Source organism: Streptococcus parasanguinis (assembly GCF_040908565.1).
GTDB classification, from domain to species: domain Bacteria; phylum Bacillota; class Bacilli; order Lactobacillales; family Streptococcaceae; genus Streptococcus; species Streptococcus parasanguinis_AC.
This window is the reverse complement of record NZ_JBDGEA010000020.1, coordinates 1-17,534: the sequence shown is the minus strand read 5'-3', so window position 1 is coordinate 17,534 and position 17,534 is coordinate 1. Positions and strand designations below refer to the sequence as shown.

Here is a 17,534-nt window from a genome sequence, read left to right as displayed (position 1 = left end):
TTTGTTATAATGAAGAGTACGATTAAATTTACTAGGAAGATGATTATGCCAAATTTTGAAGAATTAAAAAAACGACAAGAGAAGATTCGGAACTTCTCGATCATCGCCCATATTGACCACGGAAAGTCAACCTTGGCCGATCGAATTTTAGAAAAAACCGAAACTGTGTCTAGTCGGGAGATGCAAGCCCAGCTCTTAGATAGCATGGACCTGGAACGGGAACGTGGGATTACCATCAAGCTCAATGCCATCGAGTTGAACTACACAGCTAAAGATGGGGAGACCTATATCTTCCACTTGATTGACACACCGGGACACGTGGACTTTACCTATGAGGTTTCGCGTTCGCTGGCTGCCTGTGAGGGTGCCATTCTTGTAGTAGATGCGGCTCAAGGGATTGAAGCCCAGACTCTAGCCAATGTTTACCTTGCTTTGGACAACGATTTGGAGATTCTGCCAGTTATTAACAAAATTGACCTACCAGCTGCGGATCCAGAACGTGTGCGCACAGAAGTAGAAGATGTTATCGGCTTGGATGCCAGTGAAGCAGTCCTAGCTTCTGCCAAGGCTGGAATCGGGATTGAAGAGATTTTGGAGCAGATCGTTGAGAAAGTTCCTGCTCCAACTGGTGATGTTGAAGCGCCACTTCAAGCCTTGATCTTTGACTCCGTTTATGATGCCTATCGTGGAGTAATCCTTCAGGTACGGGTTGTTAACGGGATGGTCAAACCAGGCGATAAGATCCAGCTCATGAGTAATGGAAAAACCTTTGATGTGACTGAGGTTGGGATCTTTACTCCTAAAGCGGTTGGACGTGATTTCCTTGCAACTGGAGACGTTGGCTATATTGCGGCCTCTATCAAAACTGTTGCAGATACTCGTGTCGGGGATACTGTGACCTTGGCTACCAATCCAGCAAGTGAGCCACTACATGGATACAAGCAGATGAACCCAATGGTCTTTGCAGGTCTTTACCCAATCGAATCTAACAAATACAATGATCTTCGTGAAGCCTTGGAAAAATTGCAATTGAATGACGCTAGTCTTCAATTTGAACCGGAAACTTCTCAAGCCCTTGGTTTTGGTTTCCGTTGTGGTTTCTTGGGACTTCTTCATATGGACGTTATCCAAGAGCGCTTAGAGCGTGAGTTCAATATTGACTTGATCATGACAGCACCGTCTGTTATCTACAAGGTTAATTTGACAGATGGCGAAGCACTAGATGTGTCTAACCCATCTGAGTTCCCAGATCCAACCAAGATCGCTTCGATCGAAGAACCTTATGTCAAAGCGCAAATCATGGTGCCACAAGAGTTTGTCGGAGCTGTCATGGAATTGGCCCAACGCAAACGTGGAGATTTTGTGACCATGGACTACATCGATGAAAATCGGGTCAATGTCATCTATCAAATCCCACTGGCGGAAATTGTCTTTGATTTCTTTGATAAATTGAAATCCTCTACTCGTGGCTATGCTAGCTTTGACTATGAGTTGTCTGAATATCGTCCATCTAAATTGGTTAAGATGGATATCCTCCTCAATGGCGATACTGTCGACGCCCTCAGCTTTATCGTTCACAAGGACTTTGCTTATGAACGTGGTAAGTTGATCGTTGAGAAGCTTAAGAAGATTATCCCTCGTCAACAGTTTGAGGTGCCCATCCAAGCAGCCATCGGTCATAAGATCGTGGCCCGTACAGATATCAAGGCTCTTCGTAAGAACGTCTTGGCCAAGTGTTATGGTGGGGACGTCTCACGGAAACGCAAGCTTCTTGAAAAACAAAAAGCCGGTAAGAAACGGATGAAAGCCATCGGTTCGGTAGAAGTACCACAGGAAGCCTTCTTGTCAGTTCTGTCAATGGATGAAGAATAAGAAAGAAAGTGCCCCCTAGAGGGCGCTTTTGTTTTAGGTTTAAAAGAAATGAACTGGATTAGAGATATTGTATCAGATGTAACACTTTTCCTATTTTAAAATACCCTCATTCATGGTAGACTAGAGGAAAGAAAACGTTCTCAAGGAGGTTAAGCATGAAATACAAATTACTAGTCGCATCCCTTACGATTCTCTCTGCCTACACACTAATGGCTTGTAGTCACACCACTAAAAAAGATACGGCTGCTTCTTCTATTAAAGAAAGTAGCAGCAAAGTCGAAAAGAAAACAAGCAGTTCTTCATCAAAGGATACTGCTTCTACAAAGAAAAGTACTACCAACCAAGAAACCAAGCGGATTGGAAATGCAGATTATGGATACATCAATATTCCAAGTAAATGGATCAAGTTTACGGACCTTAGTGGGGTTGAGGCTGTCCAATATACTGATGGAAGTGGTTATAATATTGTTACCCTGAACAGTTTTACCAAAGAAAAAGCCAAAGTTCCTGCGGATATCGAGTTTAATGCAGAATTTTTAGCCAAGAAACTGGCCGTTATGTGGCAAGATAACCAGGATGTTGGGAAGATGACGGGAGCGCGGACTAAAGTCGCAGGACTGGATGCCTACCAGCTCCAAATTGTCATGAAATCTGGTCAATACCTGATTACCTGGATCTTCCAGAAGGGTGATAAAGTATATACCATTTCTTTTGAAGGGGAAGCAGAAACCTTGAAAACCTTTATCCCATATATCGAAGATACCTGGAGCCTGGATGGTACAGGTGCCGTGACGGATTGATGAAGAGGAAGTTTGGCTTAGACTATCCAGAGGCTTCGATGTTTGATAAGAATAACAGTATGACGCAGTGGTTGATTGGTATCTTTGTTCGCTTTTTAAGCTCCAAAGATAGCCTAGTGAGGGAAACGAAGTTTCCTTTGTCTGCAACCTCCAACAGTCTCCCAGACTGTTGGAGCTATGCGGGGGTGGGAAGATTGAAAAGGTTTGGGGAACCTTTTCAACCTCTTTAAATTTCTCGGAGTTCTGTCCCACTCCCTTTTTTACATCCTTTATGGTATAATCTTTCTATTGTTTAGAAGAGGAAATAGAGGATGACACAGGAAATTGATATTGAAAAATACCATCAGTTAGCTCTCCAAAAGCAAAAGGAGCACCGTAAGGTATTGGCGAATCTTAAGAAGAAGCCACCTAAGAATTTGGATAAACTAGCGCAAGAAATCCACGATGAAGTGTTCCAAGAAATTGATTGTACCGCTTGTGCTAATTGCTGTAAGACCTTGGGGCCTGATTTTAAGGAAGCGGATATCACGCGGATCGCTAAGTATTTCAAGATGAAACTTCCTGCTTTTGAGGCAGAATTTCTTCAAGTGGATGAAGATGGCGACAAGGTTTTTAAATCCATGCCTTGCCCCTTCCTTGGTGGCGACAATCTCTGTTCCATCTACGAAGTTCGTCCGAAAGCTTGTCGAGAGTTCCCTCACACAGATCGCAAGAAGATCTATCAGATCAACCATCTGACCATCAAAAATACGCTCACTTGCCCAGCTGCTTATTTATTTGTAGAAAAATTGAAAGATCGTTTGTAATTGTATGTTTGTAATTGTTTTTTGAAAAAATTTTTGAGAGATAATTAATTTCTATTTTGTAGAATTAATTTTTATAATTCAATATGATCAATAATATAACTAATTAGAATTTTATTAGATATAGATTTTTAAAAATTGTTCAATAATGGAAAAGGAAGTTAAATGAATCTGAAAGATAAGTATAATCATATATTTAAAATTAGTGATCCTGATTACAATAAAGCGAAATATTATTATGATACATATCTAAAAATTTTTGATGAAATTCTTAAAGATAATAAATCCTTCAACGAAAATTTAAGGTTTGAAATAGAATGTTCAAATCCTTGGAAGACTGCTGGCTATACAAAGGATAAATATTATTTTAATTCTTTAGCGCAATCTGATTGTAATATCTTAGGTGAATTATTGATAGAGAATATAGAAGAATTGTTAGAAAAAGATTCTAATTCTAAAGAAATAATACAATCTAGATTTAAAGATTATGAACAGGCGTTTGATGGTAATTTTATTAATCCTAAGGTTATAATTCTTGGAATTAATCCTAAAATGTCTGTTGAGCATCCCCCTTATGGATTAGATGCATCAGTATATAATAGACCATTTGACAACACAAGGAGTATTCTAAAAAATGATTACTATTTTGGCAGTCAAGGGTTGTTCTATGCAAATATGAAGGATCATAATGATTTAAGAAATTCTCATTATAATATGATTTTTAATAAGGATGAGGTTACACCAGTTGCTCTTTGGGAATTTTTCCCTTATGCCTCTGAAAACGAGACTGAGTGGCAAAAAGGATATAAAATGACCAAAGCATTGAAGGATTATTTTCAATTAAAAAAGATATTACCGAGTCAAATTTGGATGGTTTGTTTGTTAACCTATGTTATAAGGAATTCAACTAAATTAAGAATTTTTTTAAGGAAAAACAATAGACATTTTAGGGAAGAATTTTTGAATAATTACTTTGAATTATTGGGTTTAAAAAACAATGATCACATAGATGTTCTAACTAAAAGAAGTTCTGCATCAAAATATTTATCTAGGGGAAATATTAAACCTTTTTATAATGAGAAATTGAGAATAGAAATTAATTCAAATGAAGAATTTTTTGAAGATTTATGGGGAATTCCAAGAGATAATTAATAATTTTTATTAAATTATGTAACTAACTTAATTATTTATCTGTATTCCAAAAATTTTAAAGAATATAATGGGGAACTGTAATGACATATAAATTTCTACTTTTCGACCTTGATCATACTTTGTTGGACTTTGAATCTGCTGAAGAAACAGCCTTGACGCAGATGTTAGAAGACATGAATTTTCCAGATGTAGAGGCCTTTAAAGATTACTACAAACCTATGAACCAAGGTCTCTGGAAGGATTTGGAACAAAAGAAGCTCACCAAACAAGAACTCGTGGATAGTCGGTTTGCGATTGGGTTTGCCCACTTTGGGATCACGGTTGACGGGGCTGAGATGGCTCTTCGCTACCAAGATTACATCAGTCTTCAAGGGCAATCTTTCCCAGGGGCGGAGGACTTACTGGCCCGACTTGAAAAAGCAGGTTACCAGCTCTATGGTGCAACGAACGGAGTGACTGCCATTCAAGAAGGACGCTTAGCTCATTCTACCATTGCACCTTATTTTAAAGAGGTCTTTATCTCTGAACAGCTTCATACTCAGAAACCAGAACCTGCATTTTTTGACAAAGTAGGCCAGCTGATTCCAGGGTTTAGCAAGGAAGAGACCCTCATGATCGGTGATTCTTTGACAGCGGATATCGCAGGAGGGAATGCTGCGGGGATTGCTACCGTTTGGTATAATCCAGATCACAAGGAAAATACCAGCCAAGTAGTGCCAACTTATGAAGTTAGCACCTATCAAGAAATCGCCGATTTACTGCTTAATTAAAAAATTTTAAACACTGTCAAGTTTTTTTCTTGACAGGTCTATGAAATGTGTTATAATAGATCATGTGCTAAATAGCTTGTCTATTTCACCGAAAATTAAAATATAGAAAAGAGACTTATAAAAATGGCAGTTAAAATTCGTTTGACTCGTATGGGTTCTAAGAAAAAACCTTACTACCGTATCAACGTAGCAGATTCACGTTCACCACGTGATGGTCGTTTCATCGAAACAGTTGGAACTTACAATCCACTTGTTGAAGAAAACCAAGTAACTTTGAAAGAAGACCGCGTTCTTGCATGGTTGGCTGACGGAGCTCAACCTTCAGATACAGTTCGCAACATCCTCTCAAAAGAAGGTGTCTTGAAGAAATTCCACGATTCTAAATTCTCAAAATAATCATAAAGTAGGTTGATGTATGGATACGATTGAAAATCTTATTATTGCAATTGTGAAACCTTTGATTTCACAACCGGATGCCTTAACCATCAAGATCGAAGATACTCCGGAATTCTTGGAGTACCATCTTGACCTTGATCCTAGCGATGTTGGTCGTGTAATCGGTCGAAAAGGTCGCACCATTTCTGCGATAAGAACGATTGTCTACTCTGTCCCAACTGAAGATAAAAAAGTAAGAATCGTTATTGACGAAAAATAAAAGGCGGGACTCTGTCCCGTTTTTTTGTTACAAGGAGGAGCTATGAAAGAAGTGACTATTCGGCAATTACAAGCCTATTTAAAAGAACATTACAAAGACAGTCGTACGGAAGAAGGTCTGTTTATCAAGCTCGTCGAAGAGGTTGGGGAAGTTGCCGAGGTCTTAAATGGTCGTTCTGGACGAAAAGAAGGGGTTCAGGACTCAAATGAGGAATTGGCCAAAGAACTGGCTGATATCATTCACTATACAGTCGCTATCGCAGCTATCAATGACATCGACCTCACTAAAACCATCTTTGAAAAGGATAAAACAGCAGCTGTCAAATACCAGCACGAGAAGGATTTGGAGCAGTTTCTAACAGAAAAGAGTATTTGAGAAAATCCCTTGAACGTGATAAAATAGAGTGAATAAATTACACTGGAGAAATCATGAATTACTTTAATGTTGGGAAAATTGTCAATACCCAAGGCTTACAAGGAGAGATGCGGGTCTTGTCTGTGACAGACTTTGCGGAAGAGCGTTTTAAAAAAGGAGCAGAGTTAGCTCTCTTTGATGAAAAGGATCGTTTTGTCCAAACGGTGACCATTGCCAGTCACCGCAAGCACAAGAACTTCGACATCATCAAGTTTAAGGATATGTACCATATCAATGCCATCGAGAAATTCAAAGGCTTTAGCCTCAAGGTTGCGGAAGAAGACTTGACGGATTTGGAGGATGGCGAGTTTTATTACCATGAGATCATCGGCCTTGATGTTTACGAAAATGACCAACTGATCGGTCAGATCAAGGAGATCCTGCAACCAGGTGCCAATGATGTCTGGGTGGTCAAACGCAAAGGCAAACGCGACCTTCTCTTGCCTTATATCCCACCAGTGGTGCTCAATATCGATATCCCAGGAAACCGGGTGGATGTAGACATCTTAGAAGGGTTAGACGATGAAGATTGATATTTTAACCCTCTTTCCAGAAATGTTTTCTCCTTTGGAGCACTCGATTGTCGGAAAGGCCCGTGAAAAGGGACTTCTCGAGATCAACTACCATAATTTCCGTGAAAACGCAGAGAAAGCCCGTCATGTGGATGATGAACCTTATGGTGGCGGGCAGGGCATGCTCTTACGCGCTCAGCCGATTTTCGATACCTTTGATGCCATTGAGAAAAAGAACCCGCGCGTGATTTTGCTGGATCCTGCTGGTCGGACCTTTGATCAAAGTTACGCAGAAGAATTAGCTCAGGAAGAGGAATTGATCTTTATCTGTGGCCACTATGAGGGGTATGACGAGCGGATCAAGACCTTGGTGACAGATGAGATTTCTCTGGGAGATTATGTTCTGACGGGCGGTGAGCTAGCAGCCATGACCATGATTGATGCGACAGTCCGCTTGATTCCAGAAGTGATCGGCAAAGAGTCCAGTCACCAGGATGACAGTTTCTCGTCTGGACTTCTAGAATACCCTCAATACACACGGCCTTATGAATACAGAGGAATGACAGTTCCAGATGTTCTCATGAGTGGTCATCATGAAAATATCCGTCAGTGGCGCCTCTATCAGAGTTTGAAAAAGACCTTGGAGCGTCGCCCTGACCTGCTAGAAAACTACGAATTGACAGCAGAAGAAGTGAAGATGTTGGAACAAATTAAACAAGAAGACTAACAGCGTCAGCTGTTTTTCTTTTGCCCCAAAATTTTATGAAAAAAACTTTTTAAACCTACTAGTTATTGGTAACAAAATGTGGTATGCTATGGGGTAGAGAAACTTCAAGAAAATGATTCAGTTTTGGGGGTGAGTTTAATGGGAAAGAAATTAGGAAAATCGGTTTTTACGACAGGAGTTGCGGCGACAACGGTACTGTCTGGAATGTTTCATCATAAGGCTAGTGCGGAAGAAGTGAAGCAAAATGAAAATCCAGAAACCAATAGCACTGAGGTGGTTGAGAAGCCTATTACAGTCGATGAGTTGAAGCAAATTACAGCTCAAAAAGGGCAAGTGGTGAAAGATGTCCACTACCAAGAGCAAAAAGTGATCGATGCTCAGACGGATGTTAGGGTGGCTGGTCAAGAGTTGGAAGAAAAGAAAGCTGAAGTGACAGCGGCGGAAAACCTCATCGCAACGACTTCAAATGCACAAGTTCAGAACGCAGAAAATGATGTCAAGGTGGCTCAAGCCTATGTGACCATCGAAGAAAATAAGGTTCGAGAAGCAGAAGTTGCACATGACCAAGTCGTAGAGGCTGTTCGTCAACAGGAAAATCAGGTTACTGCTCAGGAATCTTTGGTCGATGTAGCACAAAATGAATTGAACCAAGCAAAAGCGCCGATTTCTAATGATGAGAATGTGCTAAACCAAGCCTTGGTGGAGCAAAGTCAAGTCGAGCAAAGTATTCGAGAATCTCAAAATTATCTGGCAACCTTGCAAGCGAGTCAGCAGAATGGGGCTGATACAGTGGCTCAAATTGAGAGTGATATTCAACTCGCCCAAACGCGACTCACAGACTTAAAGGCGGTCATTGCGACAAAAGAAGCGGAGTTGGCAGCCTTGGAACAAGCAGCGGCTAATAGCCCGGTTCAACTAAGCCAAGCAACCTACGAAGGCTACTTGCAACACTTGGCTGACAATGGCAATGAAGCTGCAGCAAGTGCTTTAGCCCTTTACAAGCGTGGTCGTGAAGAAGACGGCTTGACGGTTGGAGAATCTGGATCCTTGCAAGCCAATCTTCGAGCCCTTGAAATCGCAGATGCTATTAATAGCTATCGTCGCAATGCAGGTTTGCCTGAATTGGAGCTGGATCCTTATTCCTTTCCTGCCAGTCAAGTTCAGTTGGAATACTTCAAAAAGGCTAACTGGCATATGTTTAAGTATTTGCCAAACGAAAATATCGCTTATGGCTTCTCACCTGCTGGTGCAGTAGACTTCTGGTACAATGAAAAAGCGGCTTACCAAGAAGTAGCAGCTCAATACGGTCTACCGACAGACGAAACACAAATCGATGCCAATGACATCTATATGAAGATTGGGGCTGAGGCATTTGCCAAGGTTGGTCATTACCTCCAAATGGTGGACAACAAAGCAACGGCTTTATCAGTGGCTTATGACCCAAGCAATGCCATGTCAGAAGCAGCTTTCTTACACAGTCCAGTTACCTCAGCAGTGTCAACCAATGCACTTGCTTACCAATTGCGTCAGGGAGCTGGTGCTACAACGACAAGATCAGATGTGAAAGCAAAATCTGATGAAGTCGCTAACCTCAAGCTGGACAAGGCCAATCAAGAGTCCCAAATCATTATCTTGCAAGGCAAATTAGAAGATGCCCGTCATACCAATTCAAATGTAGAAGTAGAGATGGCCAATGTGCAAAAGACCATCCAAAACTACAAAATTCTTCTTGTCAGCAAGGATCATGCAGTTGAAAAAGCAAAAGCGACTCTTGATGTATCTCGAGGTCGGATTGACGCAACTATCCAACCGAAAGAAGCAGCGCTTCAAAAAGCGAAAGATTTATTAGCAGCTGCGCGTGAGAAATTAGATCTTTTAAAAGCAGAAGAAGCAGAAAAAGCCCAAGTCGTTCAAGAAGCGCATGAGGACTTGAAGGCGGCGCAAGAACGCTTGGTTGCTGCTGAAAAACGTCTTTCTGACTTTAAAAATGCTCCAGAATTATTGGTCAAAGCCCAATCAGTTTTATCAGCTGCGGTGGCTAATTTAGAAAATAAAAAAGAAAAATTAGAAGCCGAATTCACAACTCTTCAATCTTATCAAAGTGTCGTGGAACTGTTGAATTCTCAATATGAAGATCTTGCGTCACGAATGGATCCAGCTATTTTAGAAGCAGCAGATATGCCAATGGATATCCGTTCAAGCAATCCAACCACTTTTTCGGATAGACCAGCAGTTCTTCCAACAAGTACCAATAGTCCGCAAGTGCAAGCACCAAAAGCTACTCCAGCTCCAAAACAAGAAGCCAAAGTAGAAGAAATCAAACCCAAAAAAGAAAACAGCCAAGCTGTGGCAAGTGCAGATTCTTCCAAATATGCAGCAGCAACAACAGGTGTAGTCGTTGGGCTACTTGCTGGATTGTTTGGTTTCAAGAAAAAGAAACAATCTTCAAATAATGATTAAGACATACTGAGAATAGAGTGGATGCATAGACACTTTATTGCTTAAAATCTTTAAAGGAAATTTATGAGGGTGGGACAAGAACTCTTTTAACAAAATGAGTTCTTTCCTGCTTTTTTTATACACTTTTGAAATTTTTGAAAGAAAGTGACAGAAAATGATAAAAAATTATTGACATTTTTTGAAGAAAGAGTATAATGGTTTTTGTAATCGATTGCAAAAGGAGGAGTAATGCTCAAGTCTGAACGAAAACAATTTATCCTCGAAAAGGTATTAAAGGAAAAGTTTGTTTCCTTGGAAACCCTTGTGCAAGAGCTGGGAACGTCTGAATCAACCGTTCGGCGTGACTTGGATGAATTAGAAGCTGAAAGCAAACTCCGCCGGGTTCACGGCGGTGCGGAAAGCCTGCATTTTCTTCAAGAGGAAGAAAGTAATAAAGAAAAATCTATCAAAAACATTCAAGTTAAGTCAAAGATCGCTGTAAAAGCAGCGGAATTGATCAAAGATCATGATGTCATCTTTATCGATGCCGGAACGACCAATGAACTCTTGGTACAAGAAATTGTCAATCCAACGGTAACCGTGGTGACCAATTCGATTCACCATGCGACCAAGTTGGTCGAGCGAAATGTTCCGACGGTCATCATCGGTGGAAAGGTAAAATCTTCTACAGATGCTAGTATCGGAGGGATTGCGCTCAATCAAATCGGTCAGTTGAATTTTGACAAGGCCTTTCTTGGAATGAATGGAATCGATGATGAATTTTACAGCACTCCAGACCTGGAAGAAGGATCTGTCAAGCGTGCGATTATCGAAAATGCAAAAAAAACCTATATCCTAGCGGATGATTCAAAAATTGGAGTGACATCCTTTGTCAAAGTGGCTCCGATCAAGCGAGCCATGATTATCACCAATCAATGTGAACCGCAACGATTAAAGGTTTTAAAAGAAAAAACGGAGGTTATAGAGGTTTGATTTATACAGTAACACTGAATCCTGCCATTGACTATATTGTCCGTCTCGATCATGTAGAGACAGGAGCGGTCAATCGGATGGCTTCGGAAGATAAATTTGCCGGTGGTAAGGGAATCAATGTCAGTCGTGTCTTGAAGCGGCTCGATATTGAGAACACTGCGACAGGGTTTATCGGTGGTTTCACAGGACGCTTCATTGAAGATGTACTGACTAGTGAAGCCATTTCAACCAACTTTGTGACAGTGGACCAAGATACACGGATCAATGTCAAGATCAAAGCCGATGAGGAAACAGAAATCAATGGGAACGGCCCAGAAGTAACGGAAGCGCAGTTGCACGAATTGCTCAGCATCCTATCAAGCTTAACAGCAGATGATGTGGTAGTCTTTGCAGGATCTGCCCCATCTTCACTTGGAAATGCCGTTTACAAAGAATTGATAGCAGCAACTCGTGCGACAGGTGCACAAGTCGTTTGCGACTTTGAAGGGCAAACTTTGATTGATTCTTTGGAGTTTAATCCGCAATTGGTCAAACCAAACAACCATGAGTTGGGAGCTATTTTTGGCGTGACCTTGACGGAATTGCCAGAAATCGAACGCTATGCCAAGGAAATCTTGGCCAAAGGAGCACAAAACGTCATTATTTCCATGGCCGGGGATGGTGCTCTCCTTGTCAGTCCAAGCGGTACTTACTTCGCAAAACCAATCAAAGGGCAAGTGAAGAATTCAGTCGGAGCTGGAGATTCTATGGTAGCAGGCTTCACTGGGAAGCTCGCAACGACAGGAGACGTCATCGAAGCCTTCAAATGGGGAGTGGCTTGTGGCACAGCGACCACCTTCTCAGATGATTTGGCGACAGCGGACTATATTAAAGAAACTTATGAAAAAGTAGAGGTAGAAAAACTATGAAAATTCAAGACGTTTTAAATAAAAACGTGATGTTGTTTGACCTTCAAGCAACAGATAAAGAAGGCGTGATCAATGAGATGATCCAATCGCTCGTTGACAATGGTGTGGTGACAGATTTTGAAACTTTTAAAACTGGTATCATGAACCGTGAAGCACAAACTTCAACTGGTTTGGGTGACGGAATTGCCATGCCACACAGTAAAAACGAAGCAGTCAAAGAAGCAACGGTTTTGTTTGCAAAATCAAACAAGGGTGTGGATTACGCATCTCTTGATGGTCAACCAACAGACTTGTTCTTTATGATTGCAGCTCCAGAAGGCGCAAACGACACTCACTTGGCAGCCCTTGCTGAATTGTCTAAGTACTTGATGAAACCAGGATTTGCGGATAAACTTCGCCAAGCAAGCACACCTGAGCAAGTGATCGCAGCCTTTGATGCGGAAGAGCAAGTAGCTGCAGCTGAAGAAGCCAAAAAAGCAGAAGCAGTCAAAGAAGCAGCTTCATCTGACAAACCGCTCATCGTTGCCGTTACAGCATGTACAACAGGGATCGCCCACACTTACATGGCAGAAGAAGCCCTCATCAAAAAAGGGGAAGAAATGGGTGTTACGGTCCGCGTTGAAACCAACGGTGCATCAGGTGTCGGCAACCGCTTGACAGCTGAAGAAATCGCAAAAGCTGAGGGGGTCATCATTGCGGCAGATAAAGCGGTTGAAACAGCTCGTTTCGATGGAAAAAAATTAATCTCTAAACCAGTCGCAGCTGGTATCCGTCAGACCGAAGAATTGATCCAAACCATTTTGGATGGCAAAGCAGATGTCTTCCACGCAGAAAATGCGGCAGAAGCAAGCGCTAGCCAAGAAAAATTGAGCTTAGGTGGAGCCTTCTACAAACACTTGATGAGTGGGGTTTCTCAAATGCTTCCATTCGTTATCGGTGGTGGTATCTTGATCGCCCTTGCCTTCTTGATCGACCAAATTCTTGGTGTTCCTCAAGATCAATTGTCTAGTCTTGGTTCTTATCATGTATTAGCAGCACAATTTAAAACAATTGGTGGAGTAGCCTTTGGCTTCATGCTTCCTGTACTTGCAGGTTACATTGGATTCTCAATCGCTGAAAAACCAGGTTTTGTAGCAGGTTTTGTGGCTGGTTCCATTGCTAGCTCAGGTACAGCATTTGGTAACATTGCCTTTGGAGCTGCTAAAGGTGAATTGCCTGCAGCTGTATCATCAGGTTTCCTTGGAGCTTTAGTAGGAGGTTTCCTTGCAGGTGGAGTTGTTCTCTTACTTCGCAAAGCCCTTTCAGGTCTTCCACGCTCACTCGATGGTATCCGCTCTATCCTTCTCTTACCATTGCTTGGTGTTGGTTTGACAGGATTCTTGATGTTCCTCATCAACATCCCAATGTCAGCGATCAATACCTCTTTGAACAACTTCTTGACTAGCTTGTCAGGTAGCTCGGCAGTTCTTCTTGGTCTCCTTGTTGGTGGTATGATGGCTGTCGATATGGGTGGACCAGTCAACAAAGCAGCTTATGTATTTGGTACAAGTACGTTGACAGCTTCAGCACTTACTAGTGGTGGTTCAACTGTTATGGCGGCCGTTATGGCAGCTGGTATGGTTCCTCCATTGGCAGTATTCGTGGCAACTGTCTTGTTCAAAGACAAATTTACTGAAGAAGAACGCAACTCAGGTTTGACAAACATTATCATGGGACTTTCCTTCATCACAGAAGGTGCCATTCCATTCGGTGCAGCTGACCCAGCTCGTGCCATCCCAAGCTTCATCGCAGGTTCAGCTTTGACAGGTGCCCTTGTTGGTCTTGCTGGCTTGAAACTCATGGCTCCTCACGGAGGAATCTTCGTTATCGCCCTTACATCAAATCCACTTCTATACATCGTGTTCGTATTGATCGGTGCAGTCGTAAGTGGTATCTTGTTCGGATTGCTTCGCAAACCTAAAAACTAATCCTATCTAAAAGAGGCTGGGCAAAAATTGTCCAGCCTTTTAAGTCTGATAGAAATAAATATATGACGCAGTGGTTGATTGGCATCTTTGTTCACTTTATAAGCTCCAAAGATGACCTAATCAACTGTGCGGGGGTGGGAATACGAACTCTTTTAATTCGTCAGAGTTCTTTCCCACTCCCTTTTTTGTTGCACAAAAACACCAACTAGTGATGAAGTTGCTTATCTCTATAGATTTCGATATGATAGTAGAAAGCAATTTTTCTTGGAGGAATAATGAGAAAAATGAAGAAAGTTCTCATTTTGGGAATAACAGTAATTGCCTTATCAGGACTAGCAATCATCAGTTCTCAATATCCAAACTTGTTTTCTACTAATAGCCATACGACAAAGAAATCCGGTCGTAAGGATCAACAGTTAGAAGATGTAAAGAAGCACGGGAAAGAAATCGAAGATTTTGTGAAATCTCAAAGTCCTAAAGTTGAATCTGTCCAGATTGCTTGGGATGAAACACAATGGGAAGAAATAGGGAATGGTACACCTAAGAGTGGCGGTCAAGTCCTTCGAGTCTTTGGAGGCTTTAACCATATCCAAAATTCAAGTTGGAGTGTTTTGGTCTATTTAAAAGACGGTAAAAACGGCGAGAAAGATTTAATCGAAGGAATTGGTAGTGGTAGTCCACTTCGTGTAGAAGGAAAACTTTTTGACGAGTAGCCTTTTAAAAATTTTTAGCAATTTATTAGATTTATAATAGAAATGGAAAAAAGATAAATGAAAAAGAAAATAATTATTGCTGCTTCGTTAGTTCTAGCTATTGCAGTCGCTGTTTTTGGACTTTTTACCTATCAACACCACCAACAACAAGTGAAAGCTAAGCAAGAACGTGAGAAATATGAGAATTACGATTACTACACTGGTAAATGGGAAATCGATTCCTATCAATTTTTGGAGGATGGTAAGGGTGTTGCAGTTCATTGGAAGTCACTGACTCCTGAGGAAGACAAGTTATTTGCCAAGTACCATCCAGAAGAAGAAGAAAATCTATTAGGAGCTCATGGAGCATCTAATAAGCGTTATATAGTTCGTACCTATTTCCATAATTCAACCTATAGATGGACACAAAAGTTACCTAAAGAAGACCCACATGTTTATTTTTCTCTATCTATTTATCGAATCAAAGATCAAAAGTTAGAAGGAAGTCGTGTAAATCTTTATAAGTTAGTGGAAAACTATAATCCGAATTATGTCCCAGAAAATACAGGTGGTATTGAAGAAATTAATGGTAAAGATTATTTACCGATAAAAGTATATAAATTAGATTCGAGGAATTCAGGGACTAGACAACTTTGGCTAAATCTCGAAACGAAGAAAATTGAGTGGGAGGATTCAAAAGAACAAAGAGAACCTGAAACACCTTCTGTTGATTTAGGCCAATTAAAAATTACTCTAAAAAAAACTACGGAAGTATTAAGAACCACTAACATATACGATGACTTATATCAGAATCAACTAACATTCTTCCCTAATAATTTAAAGAGAAGTGTTCTAGAAAAATCTGATCCACAAGCCTACCAATTACTCCGTAAAAAGAATTCTCAATTATATATTCTGCTTGATGCTAAATTGAATTATGATAGAGTTTACGGTAATGTCCAACAGTTTATTGAGCTGTACCAACTCTTCGTTCCCGCTAATACGAATCTCTATGAAGGAATCACGATTCCAGCAGAATTGAGTAAAGATGAACAGGTTCATCAAGTAAATACCAAGGATGAGTTTGATAGATATTATGATGTGGAGAAAGATAATGAGCTGAACAAGCAACGTAGGGTGTTAGTGGAGCAAAACTAGTTATTTTCTTTTCTAACATAAATATCATCTAGTAATGAAGTTGCAATCTATTCATATTCGAAACAATTATTATAACTTTTCCTTTTCAAGGAGGACGGATCGTGAAAAAAGGGAAACTGGTCATTCTTTTAGCTATTGCCTCTGTAATAGCAGGAGGTGTGATTATCGCTAGTCAAAAACAAAACATCTTTTCAAAAGACACTCAACCAAGTAAGCAACTTAGCGCTAGAGAGAAGCAACTAGCTTATTTAAAGGAACACGAAAAAGATATGACTGATTTTGTAAAATCGATGAGCCCGAAAGTTAATAGTGTCCAGTTTGATTGGGATAGTATGGAAGTTGGTGAAATAGGAAACGGAACTCCTCAAGGTGGCGGGTATATGTTAACATTGGACGGTAGAATCAATAATAATAAGGATACTAAATTTACAATAGGGATTCCTCTAAAACGAGATTCTAATGAAGTTCCTGAGGAACTGGTTATTTATGAAATGCAACCCATAAGAATTTTAAGAGATGGTGGGTGGTTTTTATATGACTAATCGTCATTCAAAAGCCTTTATCTTGTTTTTTCGAGCATGACAAAAGGATAATAAGCCAAACAAGCGAAGAATTGATCAGAATTCGTTATCCTCTGTCTAAAGAAAGGCCAAACTTCACTGGCCTTTTCTACTTGTACTAGCGAAAAATTCACCTCATTCTACATTGGTATCTTGAGCCGAATTATGGTATAATAAGCATAACGCATATTTTTAGGAGAATAAAAATGGATATTCAACGTGAAAAAGAATTTGTCAGCCAATACCACTATGACGCTCGTAATTTTGAGTGGGAAAAAGAAAATGGCATTCCCGAAACAAAAGTAGATGTAAACTTTCAATTAATCAATCGTGATCAACAACAAAACACAACGTCTTTGATTGTGATTTTGAGCTACATGATTGTATTTGACGGTTTTGTGATCAGTGGAACTATCACTCAAATTAACCACTTGTTTGGTCGTTATGTCAATGAACCAAGCGAATTCAGCAAAGATGAAGTGGAAGAATTGGCTCGTCCTTGCTTGGATATGCTCAACCGTTTGACTTATGAAGTTACAGAAATTGCCCTCGATTTACCGGGTATTAATTTGGAGTTTTAATCAATGAAATTAGCAGTGATTACGGATTCGTCTGCCTATTTACCGCAGCACCTTCTCCATCACGACGACTTATTTATTTTAGACATTCCGATCTATATCGATGGAGAATCCTATGTAGAAGGGAAGAATCTGACACACGACGAGTTTTACCAAAAGATGGCTGCGTCTAAGGAATTACCAAAGACTAGCCAACCGAATGTGGCAGCGTTAGAAGAACTCTTATCTGGTTTAACAGCTAAAGGTTATACGCATGCTCTTGGTCTCTTCTTGTCATCAGGCATCTCTGGATTCTACCAAAATATCCAATATTTGAAGGACGAATTTGAAGGCTTGACCGTCGAATTTCCTGACTCAAAAATCACTAGTGCTCCATTAGGAATGATGGTAGAAGATTGCTTGAAATGGGCTGGTGAAGGTCGTTTGTTTGATGAGATTGTGGCCAATGTCCAACACCAGATTGATGGGACCACTGCCTATATTATGGTCGATGATTTGAATCACTTGGTCAAGGGGGGACGCCTGTCAAATGGC

19 protein-coding genes are annotated in these 17,534 nt (G+C 40.6%); all 19 read left to right on the top strand.

Going from position 1 to position 17,534, the window contains the following annotated elements; all coding sequences use genetic code 11:
- Nucleotides 1-45 precede the first annotated feature (45 nt).
- Nucleotides 46-1,872 carry a translation elongation factor 4 gene (gene lepA, locus AB5Y61_RS09250; RefSeq protein ID WP_009731117.1) on the top strand — a complete coding sequence of 609 codons (1,827 nt, stop codon included), beginning with the start codon at nucleotides 46-48 and terminating at the stop codon, nucleotides 1,870-1,872.
- A gap of 155 nt (nucleotides 1,873-2,027) precedes the next feature.
- Nucleotides 2,028-2,672, top strand: coding sequence for a hypothetical protein (locus tag AB5Y61_RS09245; RefSeq protein ID WP_368403934.1), 645 nt, complete (start codon nucleotides 2,028-2,030; stop codon nucleotides 2,670-2,672).
- A 311-nt stretch (nucleotides 2,673-2,983) separates the two neighbouring features.
- Nucleotides 2,984-3,478, top strand: a complete 495-nt coding sequence (locus tag AB5Y61_RS09240; protein ID WP_368403933.1) for a YkgJ family cysteine cluster protein — start codon at nucleotides 2,984-2,986, stop codon at nucleotides 3,476-3,478.
- Nucleotides 3,479-3,640: 162 nt separating this feature from the next.
- Nucleotides 3,641-4,627 (top strand): hypothetical protein, encoded by a 987-nt coding sequence (locus tag AB5Y61_RS09235; protein WP_368403932.1) that lies wholly within the window; start codon nucleotides 3,641-3,643, stop codon nucleotides 4,625-4,627.
- 80 nt (nucleotides 4,628-4,707) lie between these two features.
- Complete coding sequence (locus AB5Y61_RS09230) at nucleotides 4,708-5,397, top strand: YjjG family noncanonical pyrimidine nucleotidase (protein ID WP_368403931.1); 690 nt, start codon at nucleotides 4,708-4,710, stop codon at nucleotides 5,395-5,397.
- Between the two features lie 123 nt (nucleotides 5,398-5,520).
- Nucleotides 5,521-5,793, top strand: a complete 273-nt coding sequence (gene rpsP / locus AB5Y61_RS09225; RefSeq protein ID WP_006596292.1) for a 30S ribosomal protein S16 — start codon at nucleotides 5,521-5,523, stop codon at nucleotides 5,791-5,793.
- A 19-nt stretch (nucleotides 5,794-5,812) separates the two neighbouring features.
- Nucleotides 5,813-6,052, top strand: coding sequence for an RNA-binding protein KphA (gene kphA, locus AB5Y61_RS09220; protein WP_003001620.1), 240 nt, complete (start codon nucleotides 5,813-5,815; stop codon nucleotides 6,050-6,052).
- 42 nt (nucleotides 6,053-6,094) lie between these two features.
- Entirely contained in the window at nucleotides 6,095-6,427 is a 333-nt protein-coding gene (locus AB5Y61_RS09215) for a MazG nucleotide pyrophosphohydrolase domain-containing protein (RefSeq protein WP_368403930.1), read from the top strand.
- Between the two features lie 53 nt (nucleotides 6,428-6,480).
- The gene (gene rimM / locus AB5Y61_RS09210) at nucleotides 6,481-6,999 is read left to right on the top strand and encodes a ribosome maturation factor RimM (protein WP_014713408.1); all 519 of its coding nucleotides are present in this window, start codon (nucleotides 6,481-6,483) and stop codon (nucleotides 6,997-6,999) included.
- On the top strand, nucleotides 6,989-7,705 hold the full coding sequence (trmD, locus tag AB5Y61_RS09205) for a tRNA (guanosine(37)-N1)-methyltransferase TrmD (protein WP_368403929.1): 717 nt from the start codon (nucleotides 6,989-6,991) through the stop codon (nucleotides 7,703-7,705). The genes rimM and trmD overlap by 11 nt, the downstream gene beginning before the upstream one ends.
- A 138-nt stretch (nucleotides 7,706-7,843) precedes the next feature.
- Nucleotides 7,844-10,165 carry a CAP domain-containing protein gene (locus AB5Y61_RS09200; protein WP_368403928.1) on the top strand — a complete coding sequence of 774 codons (2,322 nt, stop codon included), beginning with the start codon at nucleotides 7,844-7,846 and terminating at the stop codon, nucleotides 10,163-10,165.
- Nucleotides 10,166-10,393: 228 nt separating this feature from the next.
- Nucleotides 10,394-11,137, top strand: coding sequence for a DeoR/GlpR family DNA-binding transcription regulator (locus AB5Y61_RS09195; protein ID WP_003001800.1), 744 nt, complete (start codon nucleotides 10,394-10,396; stop codon nucleotides 11,135-11,137).
- Nucleotides 11,134-12,045 (top strand): 1-phosphofructokinase, encoded by a 912-nt coding sequence (pfkB, locus tag AB5Y61_RS09190; protein ID WP_368403927.1) that lies wholly within the window; start codon nucleotides 11,134-11,136, stop codon nucleotides 12,043-12,045. The genes AB5Y61_RS09195 and pfkB overlap by 4 nt, the downstream gene beginning before the upstream one ends.
- Nucleotides 12,042-14,012, top strand: a complete 1,971-nt coding sequence (locus tag AB5Y61_RS09185) for a fructose-specific PTS transporter subunit EIIC (RefSeq protein WP_368403926.1) — start codon at nucleotides 12,042-12,044, stop codon at nucleotides 14,010-14,012. Before pfkB ends, AB5Y61_RS09185 begins: the two co-directional genes overlap by 4 nt.
- Before the next feature lie 275 nt (nucleotides 14,013-14,287).
- Complete coding sequence (locus AB5Y61_RS09180) at nucleotides 14,288-14,725, top strand: hypothetical protein (protein ID WP_368403925.1); 438 nt, start codon at nucleotides 14,288-14,290, stop codon at nucleotides 14,723-14,725.
- Between the two features lie 57 nt (nucleotides 14,726-14,782).
- Complete coding sequence (locus tag AB5Y61_RS09175) at nucleotides 14,783-15,862, top strand: hypothetical protein (protein WP_368403924.1); 1,080 nt, start codon at nucleotides 14,783-14,785, stop codon at nucleotides 15,860-15,862.
- 101 nt (nucleotides 15,863-15,963) lie between these two features.
- Complete coding sequence (locus AB5Y61_RS09170; protein WP_439145121.1) at nucleotides 15,964-16,404, top strand: hypothetical protein; 441 nt, start codon at nucleotides 15,964-15,966, stop codon at nucleotides 16,402-16,404.
- A 224-nt stretch (nucleotides 16,405-16,628) separates the two neighbouring features.
- Nucleotides 16,629-17,003, top strand: a complete 375-nt coding sequence (locus tag AB5Y61_RS09165; protein ID WP_009731099.1) for a DUF1149 family protein — start codon at nucleotides 16,629-16,631, stop codon at nucleotides 17,001-17,003.
- A gap of 3 nt (nucleotides 17,004-17,006) precedes the next feature.
- Nucleotides 17,007-17,534, top strand: a 528-nt coding sequence (locus AB5Y61_RS09160; protein WP_368403923.1) for a DegV family protein, incomplete at its 3' end; no start/stop codon positions are given.

What these genes read in the sequence shown, in the direction of transcription:
- rimM (WP_014713408.1), top strand. Translation starts at nt 6,481, where the DNA reads ATGAATTACTTTAATGTTGGGAAAATTGTCAATACCCAAGGCTTACAA.
- AB5Y61_RS09240 (WP_368403933.1), top strand. Translation starts at nt 2,984, where the DNA reads ATGACACAGGAAATTGATATTGAAAAATACCATCAGTTAGCTCTCCAA.
- AB5Y61_RS09195 (WP_003001800.1), top strand. Translation starts at nt 10,394, where the DNA reads ATGCTCAAGTCTGAACGAAAACAATTTATCCTCGAAAAGGTATTAAAG.
- kphA (WP_003001620.1), top strand. Translation starts at nt 5,813, where the DNA reads ATGGATACGATTGAAAATCTTATTATTGCAATTGTGAAACCTTTGATT.
- AB5Y61_RS09215 (WP_368403930.1), top strand. Translation starts at nt 6,095, where the DNA reads ATGAAAGAAGTGACTATTCGGCAATTACAAGCCTATTTAAAAGAACAT.
- trmD (WP_368403929.1), top strand. Translation starts at nt 6,989, where the DNA reads ATGAAGATTGATATTTTAACCCTCTTTCCAGAAATGTTTTCTCCTTTG.
- AB5Y61_RS09165 (WP_009731099.1), top strand. Translation starts at nt 16,629, where the DNA reads ATGGATATTCAACGTGAAAAAGAATTTGTCAGCCAATACCACTATGAC.
- AB5Y61_RS09235 (WP_368403932.1), top strand. Translation starts at nt 3,641, where the DNA reads ATGAATCTGAAAGATAAGTATAATCATATATTTAAAATTAGTGATCCT.
- AB5Y61_RS09245 (WP_368403934.1), top strand. Translation starts at nt 2,028, where the DNA reads ATGAAATACAAATTACTAGTCGCATCCCTTACGATTCTCTCTGCCTAC.
- rpsP (WP_006596292.1), top strand. Translation starts at nt 5,521, where the DNA reads ATGGCAGTTAAAATTCGTTTGACTCGTATGGGTTCTAAGAAAAAACCT.
- AB5Y61_RS09200 (WP_368403928.1), top strand. Translation starts at nt 7,844, where the DNA reads ATGGGAAAGAAATTAGGAAAATCGGTTTTTACGACAGGAGTTGCGGCG.
- lepA (WP_009731117.1), top strand. Translation starts at nt 46, where the DNA reads ATGCCAAATTTTGAAGAATTAAAAAAACGACAAGAGAAGATTCGGAAC.
- AB5Y61_RS09175 (WP_368403924.1), top strand. Translation starts at nt 14,783, where the DNA reads ATGAAAAAGAAAATAATTATTGCTGCTTCGTTAGTTCTAGCTATTGCA.
- AB5Y61_RS09185 (WP_368403926.1), top strand. Translation starts at nt 12,042, where the DNA reads ATGAAAATTCAAGACGTTTTAAATAAAAACGTGATGTTGTTTGACCTT.
- AB5Y61_RS09230 (WP_368403931.1), top strand. Translation starts at nt 4,708, where the DNA reads ATGACATATAAATTTCTACTTTTCGACCTTGATCATACTTTGTTGGAC.
- AB5Y61_RS09180 (WP_368403925.1), top strand. Translation starts at nt 14,288, where the DNA reads ATGAGAAAAATGAAGAAAGTTCTCATTTTGGGAATAACAGTAATTGCC.